An 18756-nucleotide genomic window follows, 5' to 3' on the forward strand; every position below is an offset into this window, starting at 1 on the left:
TTACATAAAATATACACAAAAGCTGCTCAACTGTTACAGAGTGTAATTTTTAAACCATGTTTGAATCACTGCCCTGTGAATGCAGTTCAAAAATCATCCCGGATGATGATGTTCAAAATTTAAGGATACTCTGCCTATGAGCTCGCTTAACCCAACACTGATTAATTTTATGTTTTATATCGTCGCCATGATTGGGATCGGTTTATATGCCTATCGTGCGACGTCCAATTTTGATGAATATATTCTGGGTGGGCGAAGTCTGGGCAGTGTAGTAACTGCGCTTTCCGCAGGTGCATCCGACATGAGTGGCTGGCTGCTGATGGGCTTACCCGGAGCCATCTATTTTTCCGGTCTGTCAGAAGTCTGGATTGCGATTGGCCTGATTATTGGCGCCTGGCTGAACTGGTTACTGGTAGCTGGCCGTCTGCGTGCCCATACTGAATTTCAGAACAATGCTCTGACCCTGCCTGATTATTTCACCAGCCGTTTTGCGGATAAGAAACGAATCTTACGCTTACTATCAGCCATTGTGATTCTGGTGTTCTTTGCAATTTACTGTGCTTCCGGCATGGTCGCAGGTGCGCGTCTGTTCGAAAGCCTGTTTGGCTGGGATTACACGACAGCACTTTGGCTCGGTGCAGTGGCCACGATTCTGTATGTGTGTATTGGCGGCTTCCTGGCAATCAGTTGGACCGATACCTTTCAGGCTGGCTTAATGATCTTTGCGTTGCTTATTACACCCATCATTACCTATCTGGCATTGGGTGATAACGCTCAACAGGTGGGCACCCTACTGGAAACTGCCCGTCCACATGCATCCAATATGCTGGAAGGCCTAAGTTTTGTCGCGATTATTTCTAGCTTGGCTTGGGGCTTAGGCTATTTTGGTCAGCCACATATTTTGGTGCGCTTTATGGCGGCAGATTCGGTCAAAACTATTCCTGCTGCACGCCGGATCGGCATGACCTGGATGATTCTGTGTCTGGTGGGTGCAATGTCGGCGGGCTATATCGGGATTGCTTATTTTGCAGCAAATCCTGACCTTCCTGCTGCTGCAATCGTCAACCAGAATCCTGAAACCGTGTTTATGGAATTGACCAAAATCCTGTTTAACCCTTGGATTGCAGGCATCATATTAGCGGCAATTCTGGCTGCGATTATGAGTACATTGAGCTGCCAGTTACTGGTCTGCTCGACTACCCTGACTGAAGATTTATATAAAGGTTTCCTACGTAAAAATGCTTCGCAAAAAGAACTGATCTGGGTCGGTCGTGGCATGGTGATTGTGATTGCCTTGATTGCAATTTCATTGGCCATCAATCCAAACAGTAAAGTTCTGGGTCTGGTGGCTTATGCTTGGGCTGGCTTTGGTGCTGCCTTTGGTCCACTGATCATTTTCTCATTGTTCTGGAAACGCATGACCCTCAACGGCGCGATTGTCGGAATGGTAGTTGGTGCCGTAACTGTAATTGCCTGGAAAAATTATATGGGTGATACCGGTCTGTACGAGATTATCCCCGGCTTTATTCTGGCAGCGCTGAGTATCGTGATTGTGAGTCTATTGGATAAAGCGCCAAGTCATGATATTGTTAATCGTTTTGAACTGGCAAAAGCCGAATATCAAAAAGAAATGGCTGAAATGAATAAATAATTTTTCTATTTCAAAAATAAAAGGGACTTTATGTCCCTTTTGTTTTGTCTGAATTTATACCTTAGCTTTAGCCGGCATTTTCAACTTGATCTGCTGGGTTTCCTTGATCACTTCCATGACCGGATAACTACGGGTTTCCTTTACCCCCGGTAATTGCCACAAAATATCACCGGAGATTTTGCGGAATTCATCCATATTGGCACAGCGAATTTTCACTACAAAATCAAAGCCACCACTAATCATATGACATTCCACGATATCGGGAATATGCTGTACCGCCTCGGAAAATTCTTCCAACACATTCGGTGTGGTTTTATCCAGCAGAATTTCGACAAAGACCACAAAACCGTTATTCAGCATAATTGGATTAAGTCGCGCTTCATAACCGAGAATAAATCCCTCCTTAGTCAGTTTTTGTACACGCGCCAGTACCGCAGTTGGTGAAAGATTCACCATCTCTGCCAGTTTAATATTGGAAATTTTCGATTCAGACTGCAGCAAATCAAGGATGCGAATATCTATTCGGTCAAGGCTTAAATATGGGCTATTCATTAGAATTATTCTCTAAAAATGATACAAACTATAGTGAGATATTCGTCAATTATTTTGGGATTATAGATTAAAACTCATTCAACTCAAAGAACCGATTGACGCAGTACAGGAAGTCACTATGTCCACCACAATACGCCCGAATTCGCACTCGAATGCAGTGAAGCAATCGAATTACATTGCTGAATTTAAGGATAAAAACCAATACGAACAGCGCATCAATACCGCATGGCGACGCGCCGAATCCGAATGCGTGGAAACGTTGCTGGAACATAGTGAAATTTCTTCAGAACTGACAGATAAAATTCAGCGCCTGGCGTTTGATCTGGCACATTCCCTGCGCGAGCGTAAAGGCTCAGGCGGTAAAGCCGGTATCGTACAAGGACTGCTTCAGGAATTTTCGCTCTCTTCTCAGGAAGGGATTGCCTTGATGTGTCTGGCAGAAGCCTTACTACGTATTCCAGATACAGCAACCCGTGACTTACTGATCCGCGACAAGATCAATCAGGGCAACTGGAAAGAACATCTCGGCCAAAGCCAACTGATGTTCGTGAATGCTGCAGCCTGGGGTTTGATGCTGACCGGCAAACTGATGGAAACACCACAGCAGAAAAGCTTGTCGAGTTTATTAACCGGTCTTTTAGCACGTAGTGGCCGTGGCATCATCCGTAAAGCGGTGGACGTCGCAATGCGCATGATGGGTGAGCAGTTTGTCACTGGCGAAACCATTGATGAAGCCCTGAAAAATGCAGAACGACTAGAAGATAAAGGTTTCCAATATTCTTATGACATGCTTGGTGAAGCAGCGCTGACCGATCCAGATGCGGAGCGTTATTATCAGGACTATCAAGAGGCCATTCATGCTATCGGCAAGGCATCAACAGATAAGGATGTTTATAACGGTCCCGGTATTTCCATCAAACTGTCTGCACTGCATCCACGTTATCAACGTTCACAAATGGATCGTGTGAATGATGAACTGTATAGCAAAGTTCTGAATCTGGCAGTTCTGGCGAAAAACTATAATATCGGCCTGAATATTGATGCCGAAGAAACTGAGCGTCTGGAAATTTCCTTAGAGCTTTTAGAACGTCTTTGTTTTGAACCTGAACTCAATAACTGGAAAGGCATTGGTTTTGTGATTCAGGCCTACCAGAAACGCTGCTTCTATGTCGTGGATTACATCATTGATCTGGCTAAACGCAGCCAGAAACGCCTGATGATTCGTCTGGTGAAAGGTGCGTATTGGGATAGCGAGATCAAGAAAGCCCAGATCGAAGGTATGTCTGATTATCCGGTATTTACCCGTAAAGTGCATACTGACCTATCCTATATTGCCTGCGCACGTATACTACTGGCAGAGCCGGACTATATTTACCCGCAATTTGCGACACATAATGCGCAGACCGTTGCCACTATCTATCAGCTCGCTAATCCAGAACGTTATTATGCTGGTCAATATGAATTCCAGTGTCTGCATGGCATGGGTGAACCGCTATATGAAAATGTGGTAGGTGATAAAGCGGCTGGAAAACTTGGTGTTCCATGCCGGATCTATGCGCCGGTCGGTAACCATGAAACCCTACTGGCCTATCTGGTTCGTCGCTTGCTAGAAAATGGCGCGAATACTTCTTTCGTCAATCGAATTGCTGACAAGAATTTAAAAGTCGAAGACCTGATTGAGAATCCGCGTCAAACCATTTTAAAAGCAGCTCAACAGGAAAATGCCTTAGGTGCTAAACATCCGCAAATCCCTTATCCAAAAGATTTATACGGTACCTTACGATCAAATTCGTCCGGATTAGATCTGGCTAATGACGCAGACCTGCAAGCCTTAAATGCAGTTGCGACAGACTTGGCGAGTAGCCAATTTCAGGCTGCTGCAATGGGTACTGTTTTCTCAGAAAACGATAGTAGTCATCCAGTACAGATTATCAATCCAGCACAGCATCAGGATGTGGTCGGTACCGTCTATGAAGCTACCACTGAACAGGCAGAAATTGCCCTGACTCAGGCAGTGAATGCACAAAGTTTCTGGAGCAATTTGCCAAAAGATGAACGTGCAGCCTGTCTCAATAAGGCCGCTGATCTGATGCAGCAACGTTTGCTGCCACTGATGGTCTTTCTGTCTCGTGAAGCCGGTAAAACTTATGCCAATTCGATTGCGGAAGTCCGTGAAGCAATTGACTTCCTGCGCTACTATGCTGGCCAGATGCTGGACCTGTCTAATGATGTACATATTCAGCCTTTAGGAACCGTACTCTGCATTAGTCCATGGAATTTCCCGTTAGCGATTTTTACCGGTCAAATTTCTGCAGCACTGGTTGCTGGCAATACTGTCATCGCCAAACCGGCTGAACAGACTCCATTGATTGCAGCACAAGCCGTGCAGATTCTCTGGGAAGCGGGTATTCCGCAGGATGTCCTTCAGCTATTGCCGGGTCGTGGTGAAACCATTGGTGCTCAACTCAGCCAAGATTCACGTATCCAAGGCATCATGTTTACTGGTTCCACTGAAGTCGCCAAGATTTTGCAAAAAACTGTCGCAATACGCCTGAATCAGTTTGGTGAAAGTGTCACTTTAATTGCCGAAACTGGTGGTCAGAATGCCATGATTGTAGATTCATCAGCGCTCACCGAACAGGTGGTGTTAGATGTAGTCAACTCAGCCTTTGACAGTGCCGGTCAACGCTGTTCTGCCCTGCGTGTGCTGTGTGTACAGGAAGACAATCTAAATACTGTACGTAAGATGCTAAAAGGCGCAATGCAGCAATTGCGAGTTGGTAATCCGGTTCTACTCAAAACGGATATCGGCCCAGTGATTGATGCAGAAGCACAGCAAAACATCCAGAAACATATTGATCAGATGCGCAGTAAGGGTCATAAAGTTCATCAACTGATGTTTAATAAGGATACTTCTGATCTGGCGCAAGGGACATTTATTCCACCAACCTTAATTGAGCTGCCAAACCTGAATGATCTGGAACGTGAAGTCTTTGGTCCAGTGCTGCATCTGATCAGCTATAAAGCTGGCGAGCTGCCACAACTACTGGATCAGATCAACAGTAAAGGTTATGGCCTGACCATGGGACTACATACCCGGATCGATGAAACCATGCAAATCGTGATTTCAAAAGCGCATGTCGGGAACTTGTATATCAACCGCAATATTGTCGGTGCTGTGGTGGGTGTACAACCCTTTGGTGGTGAAGGTCTATCAGGCACAGGTCCTAAAGCCGGTGGTCCACTTTATATCTACCGTTTAATGCATCAGGTGTCTGAGAAGAAACTGGCTCAGCCTTATGCAATGCAGTCTGCTCAGGCACCATTTGCAAATCCAGTAATACAGGACTTTAAGGCTTGGGTAAGCAAGACTTTCCCAAGAATTTCGTTGAAGGCTCCAGCTCAGATTGCAACGGGACATAGCTTTAGCCTGCAAGGTCCAACGGGTGAAGAAAACCAGTACATGATCTTGCCGCGTGAGAGTGTGCTCTCTCTAGCAGAAAATGATATGGATCAGATTCAGCAAATCTTGGCGATCTTATCGGTTGGTAGCCGCCCGGCCGTACTCGCAGACAATACTTTTATACTCAAGTATCTGCAAAGCATGCCCGCGAGTGTGGTGAAAGCTATTAAAGTTATCAAAGATATTGAATCAGGTGATTTTGAGGCTGTACTGCATCATGGCGAGACCACTGCATTGATGGATTTGCAGCAACGTATTACAAGACGACAAGGAGCTATTGTAGGTATCACGCATTTAAGCTCTGGAAATTATGAGATTCCAGTGGAGCGTTTCGTGATTGAACATGCAATCAGTATCAATACCGCAGCTGCAGGTGGTAATGCTAGTCTCATGACCATGTCAGGCCTATAAACAGCTTTAGTACTTAAATTATTTTAATCCCTTTCCTCTTATGGTCAAATCTCTCCCCTTTGAAGATTTGGCCTTTTTTTAACAGCTTTTCCAGCCTGTTTCCCTGAATAGCCTTAGGCAGAACAGCAAATTTTTGCTACCATCTTGGCTTTCAAAATATTTGCGATTTTTTACTGCATATGACCTCATCTTATCAGCAACAACTGGATGTCAAAGTTGAACGCATTAGCGCGCAATTTGCCGAATATCAACCACCTGCCCTTGAAGTATTTGAGTCGCCTGAACAGTACTATCGCATGCGTGCTGAATTCCGGATCTGGCATACTGAAGATGACCTGTTCTATGCCATGTTTGAACGTGATCAGAACAATAACAAGAAAGTGATCCGTATTGATGAATTCCCTGTGGCTGACCGCAGTATTAATGACTTAATGCCGCAATTGCTAGAAGCCTTCAAAGCCGATGCAACTCTAGGCCACCGCCTATTTGAAGTCCACTTTCTAGCAACACTAAAAGGTGAAGTACTGGTTTCCCTGATCTATCACCGTAAACTGGATGAAAGCTGGGAACCTGCAGCTAAAGCACTGGCTGAAAAATTGAAGATCAAGCTGATTGGTCGTAGCCGTGGCCAGAAATTTGTCTTGAGCGATGAGTTTGTCGTAGAAGAACTCACTGTATTTGACCGTAAATATCAGTACAAACAGATCGAAAGCAGCTTCACCCAGCCGAATGCGCAAGTCTGCCAGAAAATGCTGGAATGGGCATGTAATGCCGCGCAGCAATCTGACAAAGATCTGTTAGAGCTGTATTGTGGCAATGGTAACTTTACCCTGCCATTGTCTACCCGTTTCCGTCGTGCATTGGCAACTGAATTGGCCAAGTCATCTGTGTATGCGGCTGAATGGAATATCGAGCAGAACGGTATCGACAATATTCAGGTAGCACGTCTATCTGCTGAAGAATTTACGCAAGCTTTTAATGGTGAACGTACTTTCCGCCGTCTGCAAGAAGCCAATATTGACCTGTCAACTTATGACTTCGATACGGTATTCGTCGATCCCCCACGTGCAGGGATCGATGATGAAACACTGAAACTGCTACAGCGCTTTGAACGAATCATCTACATTTCTTGCAATCCGGACACATTACACGACAATCTGAAACAATTGTCCCAAACCCATAAAATTACCAAGTTTGCCTTGTTCGATCAGTTTCCTTATACCCACCATGTAGAGTCAGGCGTACTGCTGGAAAAACGCTAAAAATATTGTTTCAATTTATTTTTTTGTTACATAAATGGAGCTTTTGTTAGCTCCATTTTTATACATAAAATTAGTAACTTATGCATGAATTATCTTGTTTCAATCAAATAATATCGTTCAAAATCTTATCTCCAATCGAAAATTTGAAATACTGACTGCTGCTTTTATCACATAGGTCCTATTGCTTTATTTATTAAATTGGATATATTTCACCCTATGTTAGGTTGTGTATGAAGGCTCTATGAGTTTCTGGCAGAAGTTGTTTTCAGATGAACAACAAAATGAACACAAGAACCAGATTGCTTGTGTTGAAAATGATTGCTCTTGCAAGACAAATGAACAGCTCCTTGAAGCACTGTCTAAAGCAACTGATGAAGATATCATTATCGGAATCAAAAAAGTTCTAGCTTCTCGCGGTTACAGCCGTAAAGAACTCAATGAACTTCAGCACCTGCCGCTGCAATAAGCAGCTTAGGTCTTGATAAAAAGCATTTGCATACGCAAATGCTTTTTTTATATCTATCATTTGGATTTTTGCCTACCCTTCTTTGCTTTTAATCAGGTGGAACCTACTCCTTCTATCTAAACCTAAGTGTCTATATCTTTATTTCTTTTCAAATATGCAGATAAATGACTTTTCATATTTGCTTAGGCTATTTAGACATTATAGTTTAAGATCTGCCTCAATCAGTTCACATACAGCATTTATAAAGTTCGAAAAATTTAAAGATGACTGTCTAGACAACGAATTCTGGATAGAATTGAACCCTAAAACATCGATTAATTCACAAAAAAACAGTACACTTGCTGTTTAAAATACACTTGTTATTAAATGGCTTAATCTTTACATGCAGCGAACTAAACGGTTTCCCATAGGTGCGCATCTTATGGTTAAACATTTCGGTTATACTCATCACGGGATTTATGCCGGGCGTGGTCGTGTCATCCACTATTCCGGTTTTGCACATTTATTTAAAAAGCATCCAATTGAAATCACCTCCATTGAGAAATTCAGCAACGGCAAACCGATTCAGATCCAGTATTATGCCTCAGCAAAATACAAAGGCCGTAAAGTGGTTCGCCGTATGCGTTCCAGAATGCATGAAAATAACTATCACCTGATTATCAATAATTGTGAACATCTCTGTACCTGGGCAATCACTGGTGTAGAAAGCAGCCCACAAGTCATTCAGATGATGAATCGCCTGACGACGATCGGTTATATCAGCTCCATGATGAGCTTTATGAATAGCCTTTTCCTGACCTTGACGACCACCTGTTTCGCTCTAGCTCTCTATATCAAGAAAAAGCTACGTGACAAGGCCAAACAACGTTTAGAGCAATATCGTGAGCTACATGAGCAGGTTAAAAACAATAGCCCAGATCTTGGCAATCATTTAAAACATCGCTAGGGTCATAGTTTCTTGCTTTTAAAATTTTTAAGCCAGCCACTCAAAAATAATTTAAAAATAAGATGATTTTCATTTAATTTATTTAATGATTAGCTTTTCAATAAAATCAGTTTAAACCTAAGTTAAATAAGCTTTTTTAGCTTTAATCGCTTCAGGTAATTCTTGTCCTAAAGAACTCAGGGTTTCACGTTCGATCAGTCTCACAATAGAGTCTAAAGGCAGATCATTATCCTGAAATCCAAAAGGCTCTTCCAGTTCCGCACTCAGTTCATCTAACCCTAACAGCATATAGGCAATCAGGCCGACTAGAATCGGAGTCCATAAACCAAGACTGGCTTCCAGACTAAATGGCAGGATAAAACAGAAAGAATAAACAGCACGATGCAACAGCACCGAATAGGAAAATGGTAACGGCGTCGACAGGATCCGGTCACAACCCGCCTGTATATCGCCTAAAGCCACTGTATGCTGATTCAGATTGTTATAAATAATGTCTGTAATCTTGCCTTGTTTATAGAGCAGAACCAAATCTTTCTGGATTTGTTCCAGTACCCATTGTGATGCATTGATATGCGTGGGCAATTGATCAAATGCAGCAACTTCAAAATTAGTGTGGGCCTGGTAATGCTGAATACTTTGCTGCTTCTGTCTCAAACGGTCACGTAATAAATGAGTAAACAGCATCATTCGATACAACAGGATTTCACGTGACTGATCATCAAGGACATAGCTATCACGGCATAAATGACGTGTCGTAGCAATCAGCGCTCCCCACAGCTTGCGCCCTTCCCACCAACGGTCATAACAGGCGGTGTTACGAAAGCTGAGAAAAATCGACAGAATCACCCCGAAGATGGTAAAGCCTATGGCCGGCACTGCAGGAAAGCTAAAAAAATGCGCCTGACGCAGATAGACCAGCAAGCCTGAAAGAAAAATTACCAGCCCCAAGGCAGGCAGAACTTTAGGCAAAATTGTGCCATGCCATGCAAACAGCAGACTAAAGCTATTACTTTTATCACGAACAATCATTCATTCTTTCCTACCAGGATTGAAAAAGCCCAACCGGAGTTGGGCTTTTTAGGGATTTAGCTTAAATTATTTGCCAGGTTTAAAGCTGTCTTTCAAATCTAGAATACGGTTGAACACTGGTTTGTCGCTTGAATGATCATATTGATCCGCTACGAAATAGCCTTCACGTTCAAACTGGAAACGATCTTCCGGTTTTGCCTCAGCCAGCGCAGGCTCAATAACTGCTTGAACCACTTTCAATGATTCAGGGTTCAGATTCGCCAGGAAGTCATCACCAGTTTCTGGATCAGATTCAGTGAACAGACGATCGTAAATGCGAACTTCGGCAGGAATACCTTTGGTTGCAGATACCCAGTGAACTACACCTTTTACTTTACGGCCTTCAGGATTTTTACCTAAAGTTTCAGGATCGATTGAGCATTTCAATTCAACCACTTCACCGTTCGCATCTTTAATCACTTCATCACATTTGATGACATAAGCATGACGAAGACGCACTTCACCACCCGGGATTAGGCGTTTGAAGCCTTTAGGTGGCTCTTCTTCAAAGTCTTTATGGTCGATATAGATTTCTGAAGTGAGCGGAATAATACGTTCGCCCATATCTACGTTTGGATGACGTGAATGAGTCAGATCCATATCCGCTGGCAAATTGGTTAAAGTCACTTTCAGTGGATTCAATACTGCCATACCGCGAGCTGCAGTATTTTCTAAAGATTGACGGATGCAATATTCAAGCATTGCTACATCAACGATACTGCCATCGACTTTAGATACTCCTACACGCTTACAGAAATCACGCAGACCTTCAGGCGTGAAACCACGACGGCGCATACCGACAACAGTCGGCATACGTGGATCATCCCACCCGTTAACATAACCGCCTTCAACCAGCTTGCGCAGCTTACGTTTAGAAGTGATGGTGTAATCAACATTCAGACGGCTAGATTCGTACTGACGTGGAACTGATGGCGATTTAACTTTTTCCACCACCCAGTCATAGAATGGACGGTGATCCTGGAATTCCAGTGTACAAAGTGAGTGCGTAATGCCTTCAATCGCATCTGATAATGGATGCGCATAGTCGTACATTGGATAAATTTTCCATTTATCGCCAGTCTGGTGATGTGCAGAATGCAGAATACGATACAGGATTGGATCACGCATATGCACATTTGGCGAGTTCATATCTATCTTGGCACGCAATACCGCTTCGCCTTCAGCATATTCACCAGTGCGCATTTTCTCGAAACGCTCAAGGTTTTCTTCCACAGTCGCATCGCGTTGTGGCGAGTTTTTACCTGGCTCTACAAAGTTACCGCGGTTCAGCTTGATCTCTTCCGGAGTTTGCAGATCCACATAGGCATCGCCCTGTTCAATCAGTTGAATTGCCCATGCATATAACTGATCAAAATAGCTTGATGCATAGCGTGGCTCACCATTCCACTGAAAGCCCAGCCATTTCACATCATTGGCAATACCATCCACATATTCCTGCTCTTCTGCATCTGGGTTGGTATCATCAAAACGCAGGTTGCACAGGCCACCAAATTCTTCAGCAATACCAAAGTTCAGGCAGATTGCTTTTACATGACCAATATGCAAATAACCATTTGGTTCAGGCGGGAAACGGGTGACCACTTGCTGGGTACGGCCAGCTGCTAGATCGTCAGTAATCACCTGACGTACAAAGTCTAAGCCTGGTTGTTGTTCCTGCTGCTGCGCTGAATCGACTGCATTCTTATTTTGGGTCGGGTTGTCGGGCAGAGACGTCACAACATCATTTGGCTTCATGATTAATCATTCACTTCTAAAGTTAAAAAGGGATTAATGAATATGCAGTAGCTCACGCGGTCTAACTGTATTCACTAAATAAAGGTTCTTTAGTTTAACTATAGGTGAATGATCTCTCAACCGTTAACTTAGGTATTTGATTTCAATTCGTTCATTTTCAAATTGGAAAATACAATAGCTTACCAAATCGTAAAATATCCGCTTTTGACTGAGCCAGCAGATCAGTGCATGCTCTTAGGGTCAGACAAGCTTTATGAAGACGCATGATCTAGAAGAAATGACTTTGTAAATCAATGCATAAATAAGATACGATTTTTATGTTTTTAACAAAGAAAATTATGTTTTTGCTTGCCTTGTCGATTGTAGTTTGCTTATGCTTCCTTCATTCAGAAAAAACCATGGCATTAGTCCATGATTAGGAGATTACACAATGAGTTTTCCTCAAGTCGAATTAAACACCAATAAAGGTCGTATTGTTCTTGAATTAAACGCTGAAAAAGCACCTAAAACAGTAGCTAACTTCTTGCAATATGTACGTGACGGTTTTTATGACGGCGTAATTTTCCACCGCGTTATTGATGGTTTCATGATCCAGGGCGGCGGCATGGATGAAAACTTCAAAGAAAAAGCAACACGTGATGCGATTGAAAACGAAGCTGACAACGGTTTAAGCAACGATGTAGGCACCATTGCAATGGCACGTACTCAAGCACCTCACTCTGCTTCTGCTCAGTTCTTCATTAACGTGAAAAACAACTCTTTCCTTAACCACACTGGTAAAACTGCACAAGGTTGGGGTTATGCCGTATTTGGTAAAGTAGTTGAAGGCATGGACGTTGTTGATGCAATCAAAGGCGTTCGCACTGGTAACCGTGGCTACCACGCTGACGTTCCTCTAGAGAACGTTGTGATCGAATCTGCAAAAATCATTTCTGAGTAATTTTAAATCCTCCCTAACCCTCCTTTAATAAAGGAGGGAACCACCATTTTTAAAGATGGTTTTTCTCCTCCCTGAGTAAGTTTTAAAGCACTGCTTTTAAAACGAAACGCAAGAAAGGGAGGTCGGGAGGGATTAAAAAATAAGGAAAAGATTCGTGACCTATCTGTTTATCTCAGATTTACATTTGTCACCTGATCACCCTCGACTCGTTCGGGGGTTTTTAGATTTATTGGCAGCTTATCAGCATAAAAATACCCAACTGTATATTTTGGGCGACTGGTTCAATGCCTGGATTGGAGATGACTACACTGCTCCCTGGCTGGATGAAATCGTCAGTGCTTTAAAACAGTTTAACCAGGCCGGCAATCAGATCTATTTTCTCATCGGTAACCGTGACTTTGCCTTAGGCCAAGATTTTCTGAATCAATTTTCCGGACAGCTTTTACCTGAAATGACCAGTTTAAATATCGGTTCGATCCGATACCGGATCGAACATGGCGATGCACTCTGTACCGATGATGTGTCCTATCAACGTTTCAGAAAAATCATCCGTCATCCCTGGATGTTAGGTTTTTTAAGAAAAATGCCTCTTAGCTTTCGAGCCAGACTCGCCAACGGTTTCCGCAAGAAAAGCCATGAAGCACAGCAATTGAAAAGCTATGAGGTTATGGATGTAAACCCATCTGCGGTAGAAGCAGCACTCAAAGAAGCAGATGTGCTGATTCATGGACATACTCACCGCGCTGCAATCCATGATGTAAATGGTAAAAAAAGAATTGTTTTAGGAGATTGGAAAGCTGATTATGCTGAGATTTTAGAGCTGGGCAGCTCGGATATTGATATTCATAACATTCAGCTAAAAATCTGGTATTACCCATAAAAAAAGCAACTGCGAGTAGTTGCTTTTTATATTTTATTTAACTTAAACGGTATAACTGGTTAAAACCAGTATAGAAACTTTTACCATCCAGATTAAATGGATATTGTTCACCATTTTCAAGTTCAATCATCTTGCCCACATTGACCATAATCATACCATTGATGGTATTTTGCTGACGTTGCATTGGTACAACTTTGACTTGAATTTCACAACCATTAATGGCGGTCGCGATAGACCATGTATTTAAATTTTTCAAAATATTCACTCATAATATGAGCTTTTTGTGATTAAACAAGGAGAGCTATAGACTAAAAATAAATCTTATTTCTGGGTTTGCTAGAGTTTTTTTAACAGGAAAACCTGTCTTTCGTGTATCACAATCAGCTAAAAATAAACCAGCGAAAACAGTATTCGCTTTAAAGTAATTATCTTATAACTCTTTTTTGACCAAATAGCAAAATTACATTGTAATGACATATGTCAAGAGTAGTATTTTTCAGATGCTTTTTCGCCTATCTGAATGTCCAGTAAAGAAGTATTTCAACATATAAAACAAACCGATCAACATCATGATACTAAAGCCAGAGATCAAATCACCTGAATCAAGAAAGTTTAAAACTGCCAGATATCCACTAAGCAATGTATAAGTCAGCATTAAAGACGAATAAGATACGTTGCCCTAAATGATAACGTTGTTGTTTTTTTGCTCATGGATCTGTTTTTGCTGCTCAAAAAATATATCAATTTCTTCTGGTTTCATTTTACAATCCCACCCATCTTATTTTTTAAACTACTATAGCTAAAGTAAATAAAAAAGCTCTGACAAATCAGAGCTTTTATAAAATATCTTCTATGTAAGTAATCAATATTGAGAAACCACAATTTACGACTCTCTGATATTTTTATAATCAATAACCGCCTTCTGACTTGATGACTTCAGCATCAGGTTTATATTTCGCCAAAAGTTCACGAAGCGAATTCATCAGAACACTGGTATCAACCCCTACTGCAACGAACTCAGTTCCAAGCGCCAGATATTTCTGGGTAGCTTCATGCTGAGTCGATAAAATCCCAGCAGCCTTACCTGATGCACGAATCCGCTGAATAGCGTCTACTACTGCTTTTTGTACTTCAGGATGGTTCGGATTCCCCTGATAACCCATAGTCGCTGAAAGATCTACCGCCCCAATAAATACACCATCAATCCCCTCAATCTTGAGGATTTCATCCAGATTTTCCAGACCTGTCACCGATTCAATCTGAATTAACAAACAGATATTTTCATGAGCAGTCTGATAATAATTCGGGATACTGTTCCAGCGTGTCGCACGTGCCAGCGCAGCACCCACACCACGAATTCCTTCCGGTGGATAACGGACTGCTTTGACCATTAATTCGGCCTGCTCCACAGTTTCTACCATAGGAATCAATAAGGTCTGTGCGCCAATATCGAGTAACTGCTTGATCAGTTGTACACTGCCGATTGGTGGGCGTACTACAGCTTGAGATGGATAAGCAGCGATACTCTGTAATTGAGAGAGCGTTGTTCTTAAATCGCTTGGGGCATGCTCACCATCAATCAAGAGCCAGTCATAGCCCGCATTTGCCGCAATTTCTGTTCCATACGCGTCAGCCAGTCCGACCCACAAGCCAATTTGCTGCTGCGTCTTTAATTTACGTTTAAAGTAATTGGTATATTGCATCGGCCCACCTATCTTGCATGCTATTGCCTGAAGTTCTTATTAAACTCCTGTTACCAGAAACTGCCAATATACAAAAGCTTGCTTTTTATCTGATTTAACTCTTAGTTTTTCATAAAATTTCACTCAAGATTATATAAATATAAACTTTGCCGATGATGTTTTTATTGTAATAATCTTTTGATCAGAAAAATCTAGATGCCTAAAGCATATTTCTAAACGCCTTATCAAAAGATTGGAGTCCATCAATGGATTTACTCAAGATCGCTCAAACCCGTTATACCACTAAAGCTTATGACCCTAACAAGAAGGTTCCAGCAGAACAATTTGAACGTTTATTAGAAATCTTACGCCTGACGCCATCTTCGATTAACATTCAGCCTTGGCATTTTTTTATTGCCGACAATGATGCCGCTAAACAGCGTATTGCCAAAGCACTAGTTGGAACTTATGCCTACAATGCTCCCAAAGTGCTGGACTCTTCACATACCATTTTATTTTGTACCAAAGCCGATATTGACGAGTTACATCTGGACAATCTGTTAAATCGTGATGATCTCAGTGGTCGTTTTAAAGATGAGAGCGCCAAAGAAGGTCAAAAGAATACCCGTACCGGCTATGTACATTATTATCGTAATGAAAAAGGTGATATTCAGCGCTGGGCAGAAAACCAGACCTTTATCGCGCTGGGACAAATTCTATTAGCTGCAGGAAGTGAAGGGATTGATGCCACTCCGATCGGTGGTTTTGATGAAGACATTCTGAGTGAGGAATTACAGTTAGCTGAACAGGGCCTGATTCCATCAGTACTGCTTACTTTAGGTTATCGCAGTGAAAATGATTTCAATGCCAAATTACCGAAATCCCGTCTGCAAGCTGAAGATATTTTCACCAAACTGTAAGCATTTTATGTTATAAAAGGGGTCTAGTGCCCCTTTTCTTGTCAATTTGGGCCTAATTTTTGCTTTATTCTCCAAACATCCAACTAGAATAACAATTAGAGGTACCCATGTCTGTTTTACCATCCAGCTCTTTAAAATTCGAATGCAAACACTGCGATAAGATCTATTTACATCACTATGCTAATGCCCAGCATCGTTATCCGCATTGTCCAGACTGCAAACAGGCAGGCTTATTGCTTGGACGGGCTGAAAAAGAAGACCTGTTACGTTATCCGCTTGAATTTGCATCTTCCTATGTTAAACAGACATTGCATATGCTAGGCAAACAACACTAATCACACCTAGAATCAACCCGATCACACTTGCAGGTTTGAGTCGTTCTTTAAAGATGAGCAATCCTGCAATCACACCAAAAATCACCACCAGAATATTCATGCCCGCAAATACAATCGCTGGCGTATCTTTGAGCATCATGTGTGCTTTGACGTAAAAAGCAATATTGGCAAAGTTCAACGCACCCAATAACAGACCGAAACCAATATCCTTGCCAGAACCCAGATGACGATATTGCAGCAGCAGATAGATCATCGACAGAATCATGGCGCAGATAAACATCAAGTTCAGTGCCACAGCAAATTGTAGACCAAGGCCGGTGGTATATTTCAACAAGACATCAATCAGTGCATAACCAAACCACACCAGACCCAGAAAAAACATTCCCTGCCTGGAGCTTTCTGATGCCTGACGGTGTGAGAATAGAATGCACAGTACGGAACTTATGCCTAAGACAATACCCAGCATCTTGAGCTGGTTAAATTGTTCCTGAAAAATGAAATAAGCAGCGGCCAGTGATAGTACAACCGATAATCGCTGGGCAATTTCAGTTTTTAAGATTCCTGCTGTTTGTAATGACTTGGCCAGAAACAGGAAGACACTCGGTAATAAAACGCCAAGCGCCAGAATCAGTAGCCATGGAGTCTGACTCATGGAAATATGCTGGATGTCTGGCTTGAACCAGAAAAAACACAATACGCTGGCTGTAACATAATTCCAGCTAATCATGTGGATGGGGCTCAAGCCTCTATTTTTAGCAATTTTTAAGAGTATCGAGACTGCAACACTACATAATGCTGCAATAAAAATCAGTTCCATATGCTGCTCTTATTCTTCATCTTTATTTAAATATAAAAAAGCCCACATTCGCTGTGGGCTCTTCTTATAAATTATTCACAAGGAATTATTTATAACGCTCAACCATTTTCTCTAAAGAGATTGGGCGAATCTTGTCTGCATTACCTGCAGTACCAAATGCTTCGTAACGGTCGATACAGATTTGCTTCATTGCATCTACAGTTGCGCTGAAGAATTTACGTGGATCGAATTCGCTTGGTTTTTCAGCCATCATACGGCGCATTGCACCTGTAGACGCTAAACGCAAGTCAGTATCGATGTTGATTTTACGAACACCGTGTTTGATCGCTTCAACCAGTTGCTCAACAGGAACACCATAAGTTTCTTTGATGTCGCCGCCATACTGATTAATCACAGCCAGCCATTCTTGTGGCACAGAGCTTGAACCGTGCATTACAAGGTGAGTATTTGGCAGTGCTTCATGAATTTCTTTAATGCGGTCAATTGCAAGAATATCGCCTGTAGGTGGACGAGTAAACTTGTATGCACCGTGTGAAGTACCTACTGCAATGGCTAATGCGTCAACATTGGTATCTGCAACGAATTGACGAGCTTCTTCAACTGAAGTTAGCAGTTGAGAATGGTCAAGTACGCCTTCAGCGCCTACACCATCTTCTTCGCCTGCCATACCTGTTTCAAGGCTACCCAGACAGCCGATTTCACCTTCTACTGAAACGCCACATGCGTGTGCCATTTGTACAGTACGGCGAGTCACATCAACGTTGTATTCGTATGAAGTCGGTGTTTTACCATCTTCACCCAGTGAGCCGTCCATCATGACTGAAGTAAAGCCTAACTGGATAGAACGTTGACATACGTCAGGGCTAGTACCATGATCCTGGTGCATTACCACTGGAATATGTGGCCATTCTTCAACTGCAGCCAAGATAAGGTGACGTAAGAATGGTGCACCTGCATATTTGCGAGCACCTGCAGATGCCTGCACGATTACAGGTGAATTCGTTGCATCTGCTGCGAGCATGATTGCGCGCATTTGTTCTAAGTTGTTTACGTTAAACGCTGGTACGCCGTAAGCATGTTCGCCGGCGTGATCCAAGAGCTGGCGCATCGAAATAAGAGCCATAATATCCTCCCAGGTAATGGGCCATATTCTACATGTTCAACTATTGCAATACAGCCAAAAAATACAATATTTTATAAAAAATCCCTGCAAAAGCAGGGATTTTTACTTGCATAGTCTGAGTTATGGTGTCATAGGCTCGGAAGCGCCTGATACAGATTGATCTACAGTCGCAGCATCTGCAGGTGCATTGGCAATTTCAGCTGGAACATCTGTATTTTTTTCATCCAGAACCGGTTTATCAATTGCATCAATTGCGGCCTGCTGTTCCGGACTAATGAACTCTTCATTTACAGCTGTTGTATTTTCTACGTCCTCGGCTGGTGTATTTTCCTGCTGGGTACAGGCAGTAAAAATAAAAGATGCTGCCAGCAATGCAGCTAAAGTGAGGTGCTGTTTCATCAAAAGATCTCATCTCCATACTCTATTGTCTGCATCTTATGACAGCTTTATTGCACTTTAATGAATCAGTGATGAACAGATCTGGA

The 18756-nt window shown here is 42.4% G+C and carries 17 protein-coding genes; 9 read left to right on the plus strand and 8 right to left on the minus strand.

The genetic code is table 11. The features are described 5' to 3' along the window. The first annotated feature begins 136 nt into the window (after positions 1–136). A complete protein-coding gene (gene putP, locus FTU00_RS06010; RefSeq protein WP_180179335.1) occupies positions 137–1651 on the plus strand; it encodes a sodium/proline symporter PutP in 1515 nt (504 codons plus the stop codon). 54 nt (positions 1652–1705) lie between these two features. On the opposite strand, the gene FTU00_RS06015 is transcribed toward putP, so the two are convergent. Then, positions 1706–2203, minus strand: coding sequence for an Lrp/AsnC ligand binding domain-containing protein (locus FTU00_RS06015; RefSeq protein ID WP_004786082.1), 498 nt, complete (start codon positions 2201–2203; stop codon positions 1706–1708). Positions 2204–2321: 118 nt separating this feature from the next. Between FTU00_RS06015 and putA the strand changes: the two genes are divergently transcribed. The 4 genes from putA to FTU00_RS06035 all read left to right on the plus strand — a co-directional run bounded on the left by putA (position 2322) and on the right by FTU00_RS06035 (position 8751). Continuing rightward, positions 2322–6077, plus strand: coding sequence for a trifunctional transcriptional regulator/proline dehydrogenase/L-glutamate gamma-semialdehyde dehydrogenase (gene putA / locus FTU00_RS06020; protein ID WP_180179336.1), 3756 nt, complete (start codon positions 2322–2324; stop codon positions 6075–6077). 179 nt (positions 6078–6256) lie between these two features. Further along, positions 6257–7339, plus strand: coding sequence for a tRNA (uridine(54)-C5)-methyltransferase TrmA (gene trmA / locus FTU00_RS06025; protein WP_180179337.1), 1083 nt, complete (start codon positions 6257–6259; stop codon positions 7337–7339). A gap of 241 nt (positions 7340–7580) precedes the next feature. Beyond that, positions 7581–7805 (plus strand): hypothetical protein, encoded by a 225-nt coding sequence (locus tag FTU00_RS06030; RefSeq protein WP_004786091.1) that lies wholly within the window; start codon positions 7581–7583, stop codon positions 7803–7805. A 382-nt stretch (positions 7806–8187) separates the two neighbouring features. After that, the gene (locus FTU00_RS06035; protein ID WP_125278319.1) at positions 8188–8751 is read left to right on the plus strand and encodes a lecithin retinol acyltransferase family protein; all 564 of its coding nucleotides are present in this window, start codon (positions 8188–8190) and stop codon (positions 8749–8751) included. A 117-nt stretch (positions 8752–8868) separates the two neighbouring features. Here FTU00_RS06035 and FTU00_RS06040 read toward each other — a convergent pair whose 3' ends face one another. Together FTU00_RS06040 and FTU00_RS06045 are read right to left on the minus strand one after the other, a co-directional pair. Beyond that, entirely contained in the window at positions 8869–9780 is a 912-nt protein-coding gene (locus FTU00_RS06040; protein WP_166136623.1) for a bestrophin family protein, read from the minus strand. Positions 9781–9846: 66 nt separating this feature from the next. After that, positions 9847–11574: a glutamine--tRNA ligase/YqeY domain fusion protein gene (locus tag FTU00_RS06045; RefSeq protein ID WP_180003190.1), complete on the minus strand. Its 1728-nt coding sequence runs from the start codon at positions 11572–11574 to the stop codon at positions 9847–9849. A 430-nt stretch (positions 11575–12004) separates the two neighbouring features. Between FTU00_RS06045 and FTU00_RS06050 the strand changes: the two genes are divergently transcribed. Next, positions 12005–12514 (plus strand): peptidylprolyl isomerase, encoded by a 510-nt coding sequence (locus FTU00_RS06050; RefSeq protein WP_004786097.1) that lies wholly within the window; start codon positions 12005–12007, stop codon positions 12512–12514. A 154-nt stretch (positions 12515–12668) separates the two neighbouring features. Beyond that, positions 12669–13394 carry a UDP-2,3-diacylglucosamine diphosphatase gene (locus FTU00_RS06055; protein WP_166136617.1) on the plus strand — a complete coding sequence of 242 codons (726 nt, stop codon included), beginning with the start codon at positions 12669–12671 and terminating at the stop codon, positions 13392–13394. Positions 13395–13431: 37 nt separating this feature from the next. On the opposite strand, the gene FTU00_RS06060 is transcribed toward FTU00_RS06055, so the two are convergent. Continuing rightward, a complete protein-coding gene (locus FTU00_RS06060) occupies positions 13432–13650 on the minus strand; it encodes a hypothetical protein (RefSeq protein ID WP_004786100.1) in 219 nt (72 codons plus the stop codon). 652 nt (positions 13651–14302) lie between these two features. Further along, the gene (gene hpaI, locus FTU00_RS06065; RefSeq protein ID WP_125278322.1) at positions 14303–15097 is read right to left on the minus strand and encodes a 4-hydroxy-2-oxoheptanedioate aldolase; all 795 of its coding nucleotides are present in this window, start codon (positions 15095–15097) and stop codon (positions 14303–14305) included. Between the two features lie 245 nt (positions 15098–15342). On the opposite strand from hpaI, the gene nfsB reads away from it, so the two are divergent. Both nfsB and FTU00_RS06075 read left to right on the plus strand, forming a co-directional pair. Beyond that, positions 15343–15996 carry an oxygen-insensitive NAD(P)H nitroreductase gene (gene nfsB / locus FTU00_RS06070; protein ID WP_166136614.1) on the plus strand — a complete coding sequence of 218 codons (654 nt, stop codon included), beginning with the start codon at positions 15343–15345 and terminating at the stop codon, positions 15994–15996. Between the two features lie 107 nt (positions 15997–16103). Further along, positions 16104–16331, plus strand: a complete 228-nt coding sequence (locus tag FTU00_RS06075; RefSeq protein ID WP_004786112.1) for a hypothetical protein — start codon at positions 16104–16106, stop codon at positions 16329–16331. Here the strand turns inward: FTU00_RS06075 and FTU00_RS06080 are convergent. The 3 genes from FTU00_RS06080 to FTU00_RS06090 all read right to left on the minus strand — a co-directional run bounded on the left by FTU00_RS06080 (position 16294) and on the right by FTU00_RS06090 (position 18670). Next, a complete protein-coding gene (locus tag FTU00_RS06080; RefSeq protein WP_180179338.1) occupies positions 16294–17148 on the minus strand; it encodes a DMT family transporter in 855 nt (284 codons plus the stop codon). The two genes, FTU00_RS06075 and FTU00_RS06080, sit on opposite strands and share 38 nt — an antisense overlap. 85 nt (positions 17149–17233) lie before the next feature. Beyond that, on the minus strand, positions 17234–18271 hold the full coding sequence (gene fba / locus FTU00_RS06085; protein ID WP_104426189.1) for a class II fructose-bisphosphate aldolase: 1038 nt from the start codon (positions 18269–18271) through the stop codon (positions 17234–17236). Between the two features lie 120 nt (positions 18272–18391). Next, complete coding sequence (locus FTU00_RS06090) at positions 18392–18670, minus strand: hypothetical protein (protein ID WP_180003184.1); 279 nt, start codon at positions 18668–18670, stop codon at positions 18392–18394. Between the last annotated feature and the right edge of the window lie 86 nt (positions 18671–18756).

This window comes from Acinetobacter sp. YH12041 (assembly GCF_013419975.1).
Taxonomy (GTDB): Bacteria; Pseudomonadota; Gammaproteobacteria; order Pseudomonadales; family Moraxellaceae; genus Acinetobacter.

Coding starts and splice junctions, on each gene's coding strand:
- FTU00_RS06080 (WP_180179338.1), bottom strand. CDS start 17,148: ATGGAACTGATTTTTATTGCAGCATTATGTAGTGTTGCAGTCTCGATA.
- hpaI (WP_125278322.1), bottom strand. CDS start 15,097: ATGCAATATACCAATTACTTTAAACGTAAATTAAAGACGCAGCAGCAA.
- FTU00_RS06015 (WP_004786082.1), bottom strand. CDS start 2,203: ATGAATAGCCCATATTTAAGCCTTGACCGAATAGATATTCGCATCCTT.
- nfsB (WP_166136614.1), top strand. CDS start 15,343: ATGGATTTACTCAAGATCGCTCAAACCCGTTATACCACTAAAGCTTAT.
- FTU00_RS06045 (WP_180003190.1), bottom strand. CDS start 11,574: ATGAAGCCAAATGATGTTGTGACGTCTCTGCCCGACAACCCGACCCAA.
- FTU00_RS06050 (WP_004786097.1), top strand. CDS start 12,005: ATGAGTTTTCCTCAAGTCGAATTAAACACCAATAAAGGTCGTATTGTT.
- FTU00_RS06090 (WP_180003184.1), bottom strand. CDS start 18,670: ATGAAACAGCACCTCACTTTAGCTGCATTGCTGGCAGCATCTTTTATT.
- FTU00_RS06030 (WP_004786091.1), top strand. CDS start 7,581: ATGAGTTTCTGGCAGAAGTTGTTTTCAGATGAACAACAAAATGAACAC.
- putA (WP_180179336.1), top strand. CDS start 2,322: ATGTCCACCACAATACGCCCGAATTCGCACTCGAATGCAGTGAAGCAA.
- putP (WP_180179335.1), top strand. CDS start 137: ATGAGCTCGCTTAACCCAACACTGATTAATTTTATGTTTTATATCGTC.
- FTU00_RS06035 (WP_125278319.1), top strand. CDS start 8,188: ATGCAGCGAACTAAACGGTTTCCCATAGGTGCGCATCTTATGGTTAAA.
- trmA (WP_180179337.1), top strand. CDS start 6,257: ATGACCTCATCTTATCAGCAACAACTGGATGTCAAAGTTGAACGCATT.
- fba (WP_104426189.1), bottom strand. CDS start 18,271: ATGGCTCTTATTTCGATGCGCCAGCTCTTGGATCACGCCGGCGAACAT.
- FTU00_RS06040 (WP_166136623.1), bottom strand. CDS start 9,780: ATGATTGTTCGTGATAAAAGTAATAGCTTTAGTCTGCTGTTTGCATGG.
- FTU00_RS06075 (WP_004786112.1), top strand. CDS start 16,104: ATGTCTGTTTTACCATCCAGCTCTTTAAAATTCGAATGCAAACACTGC.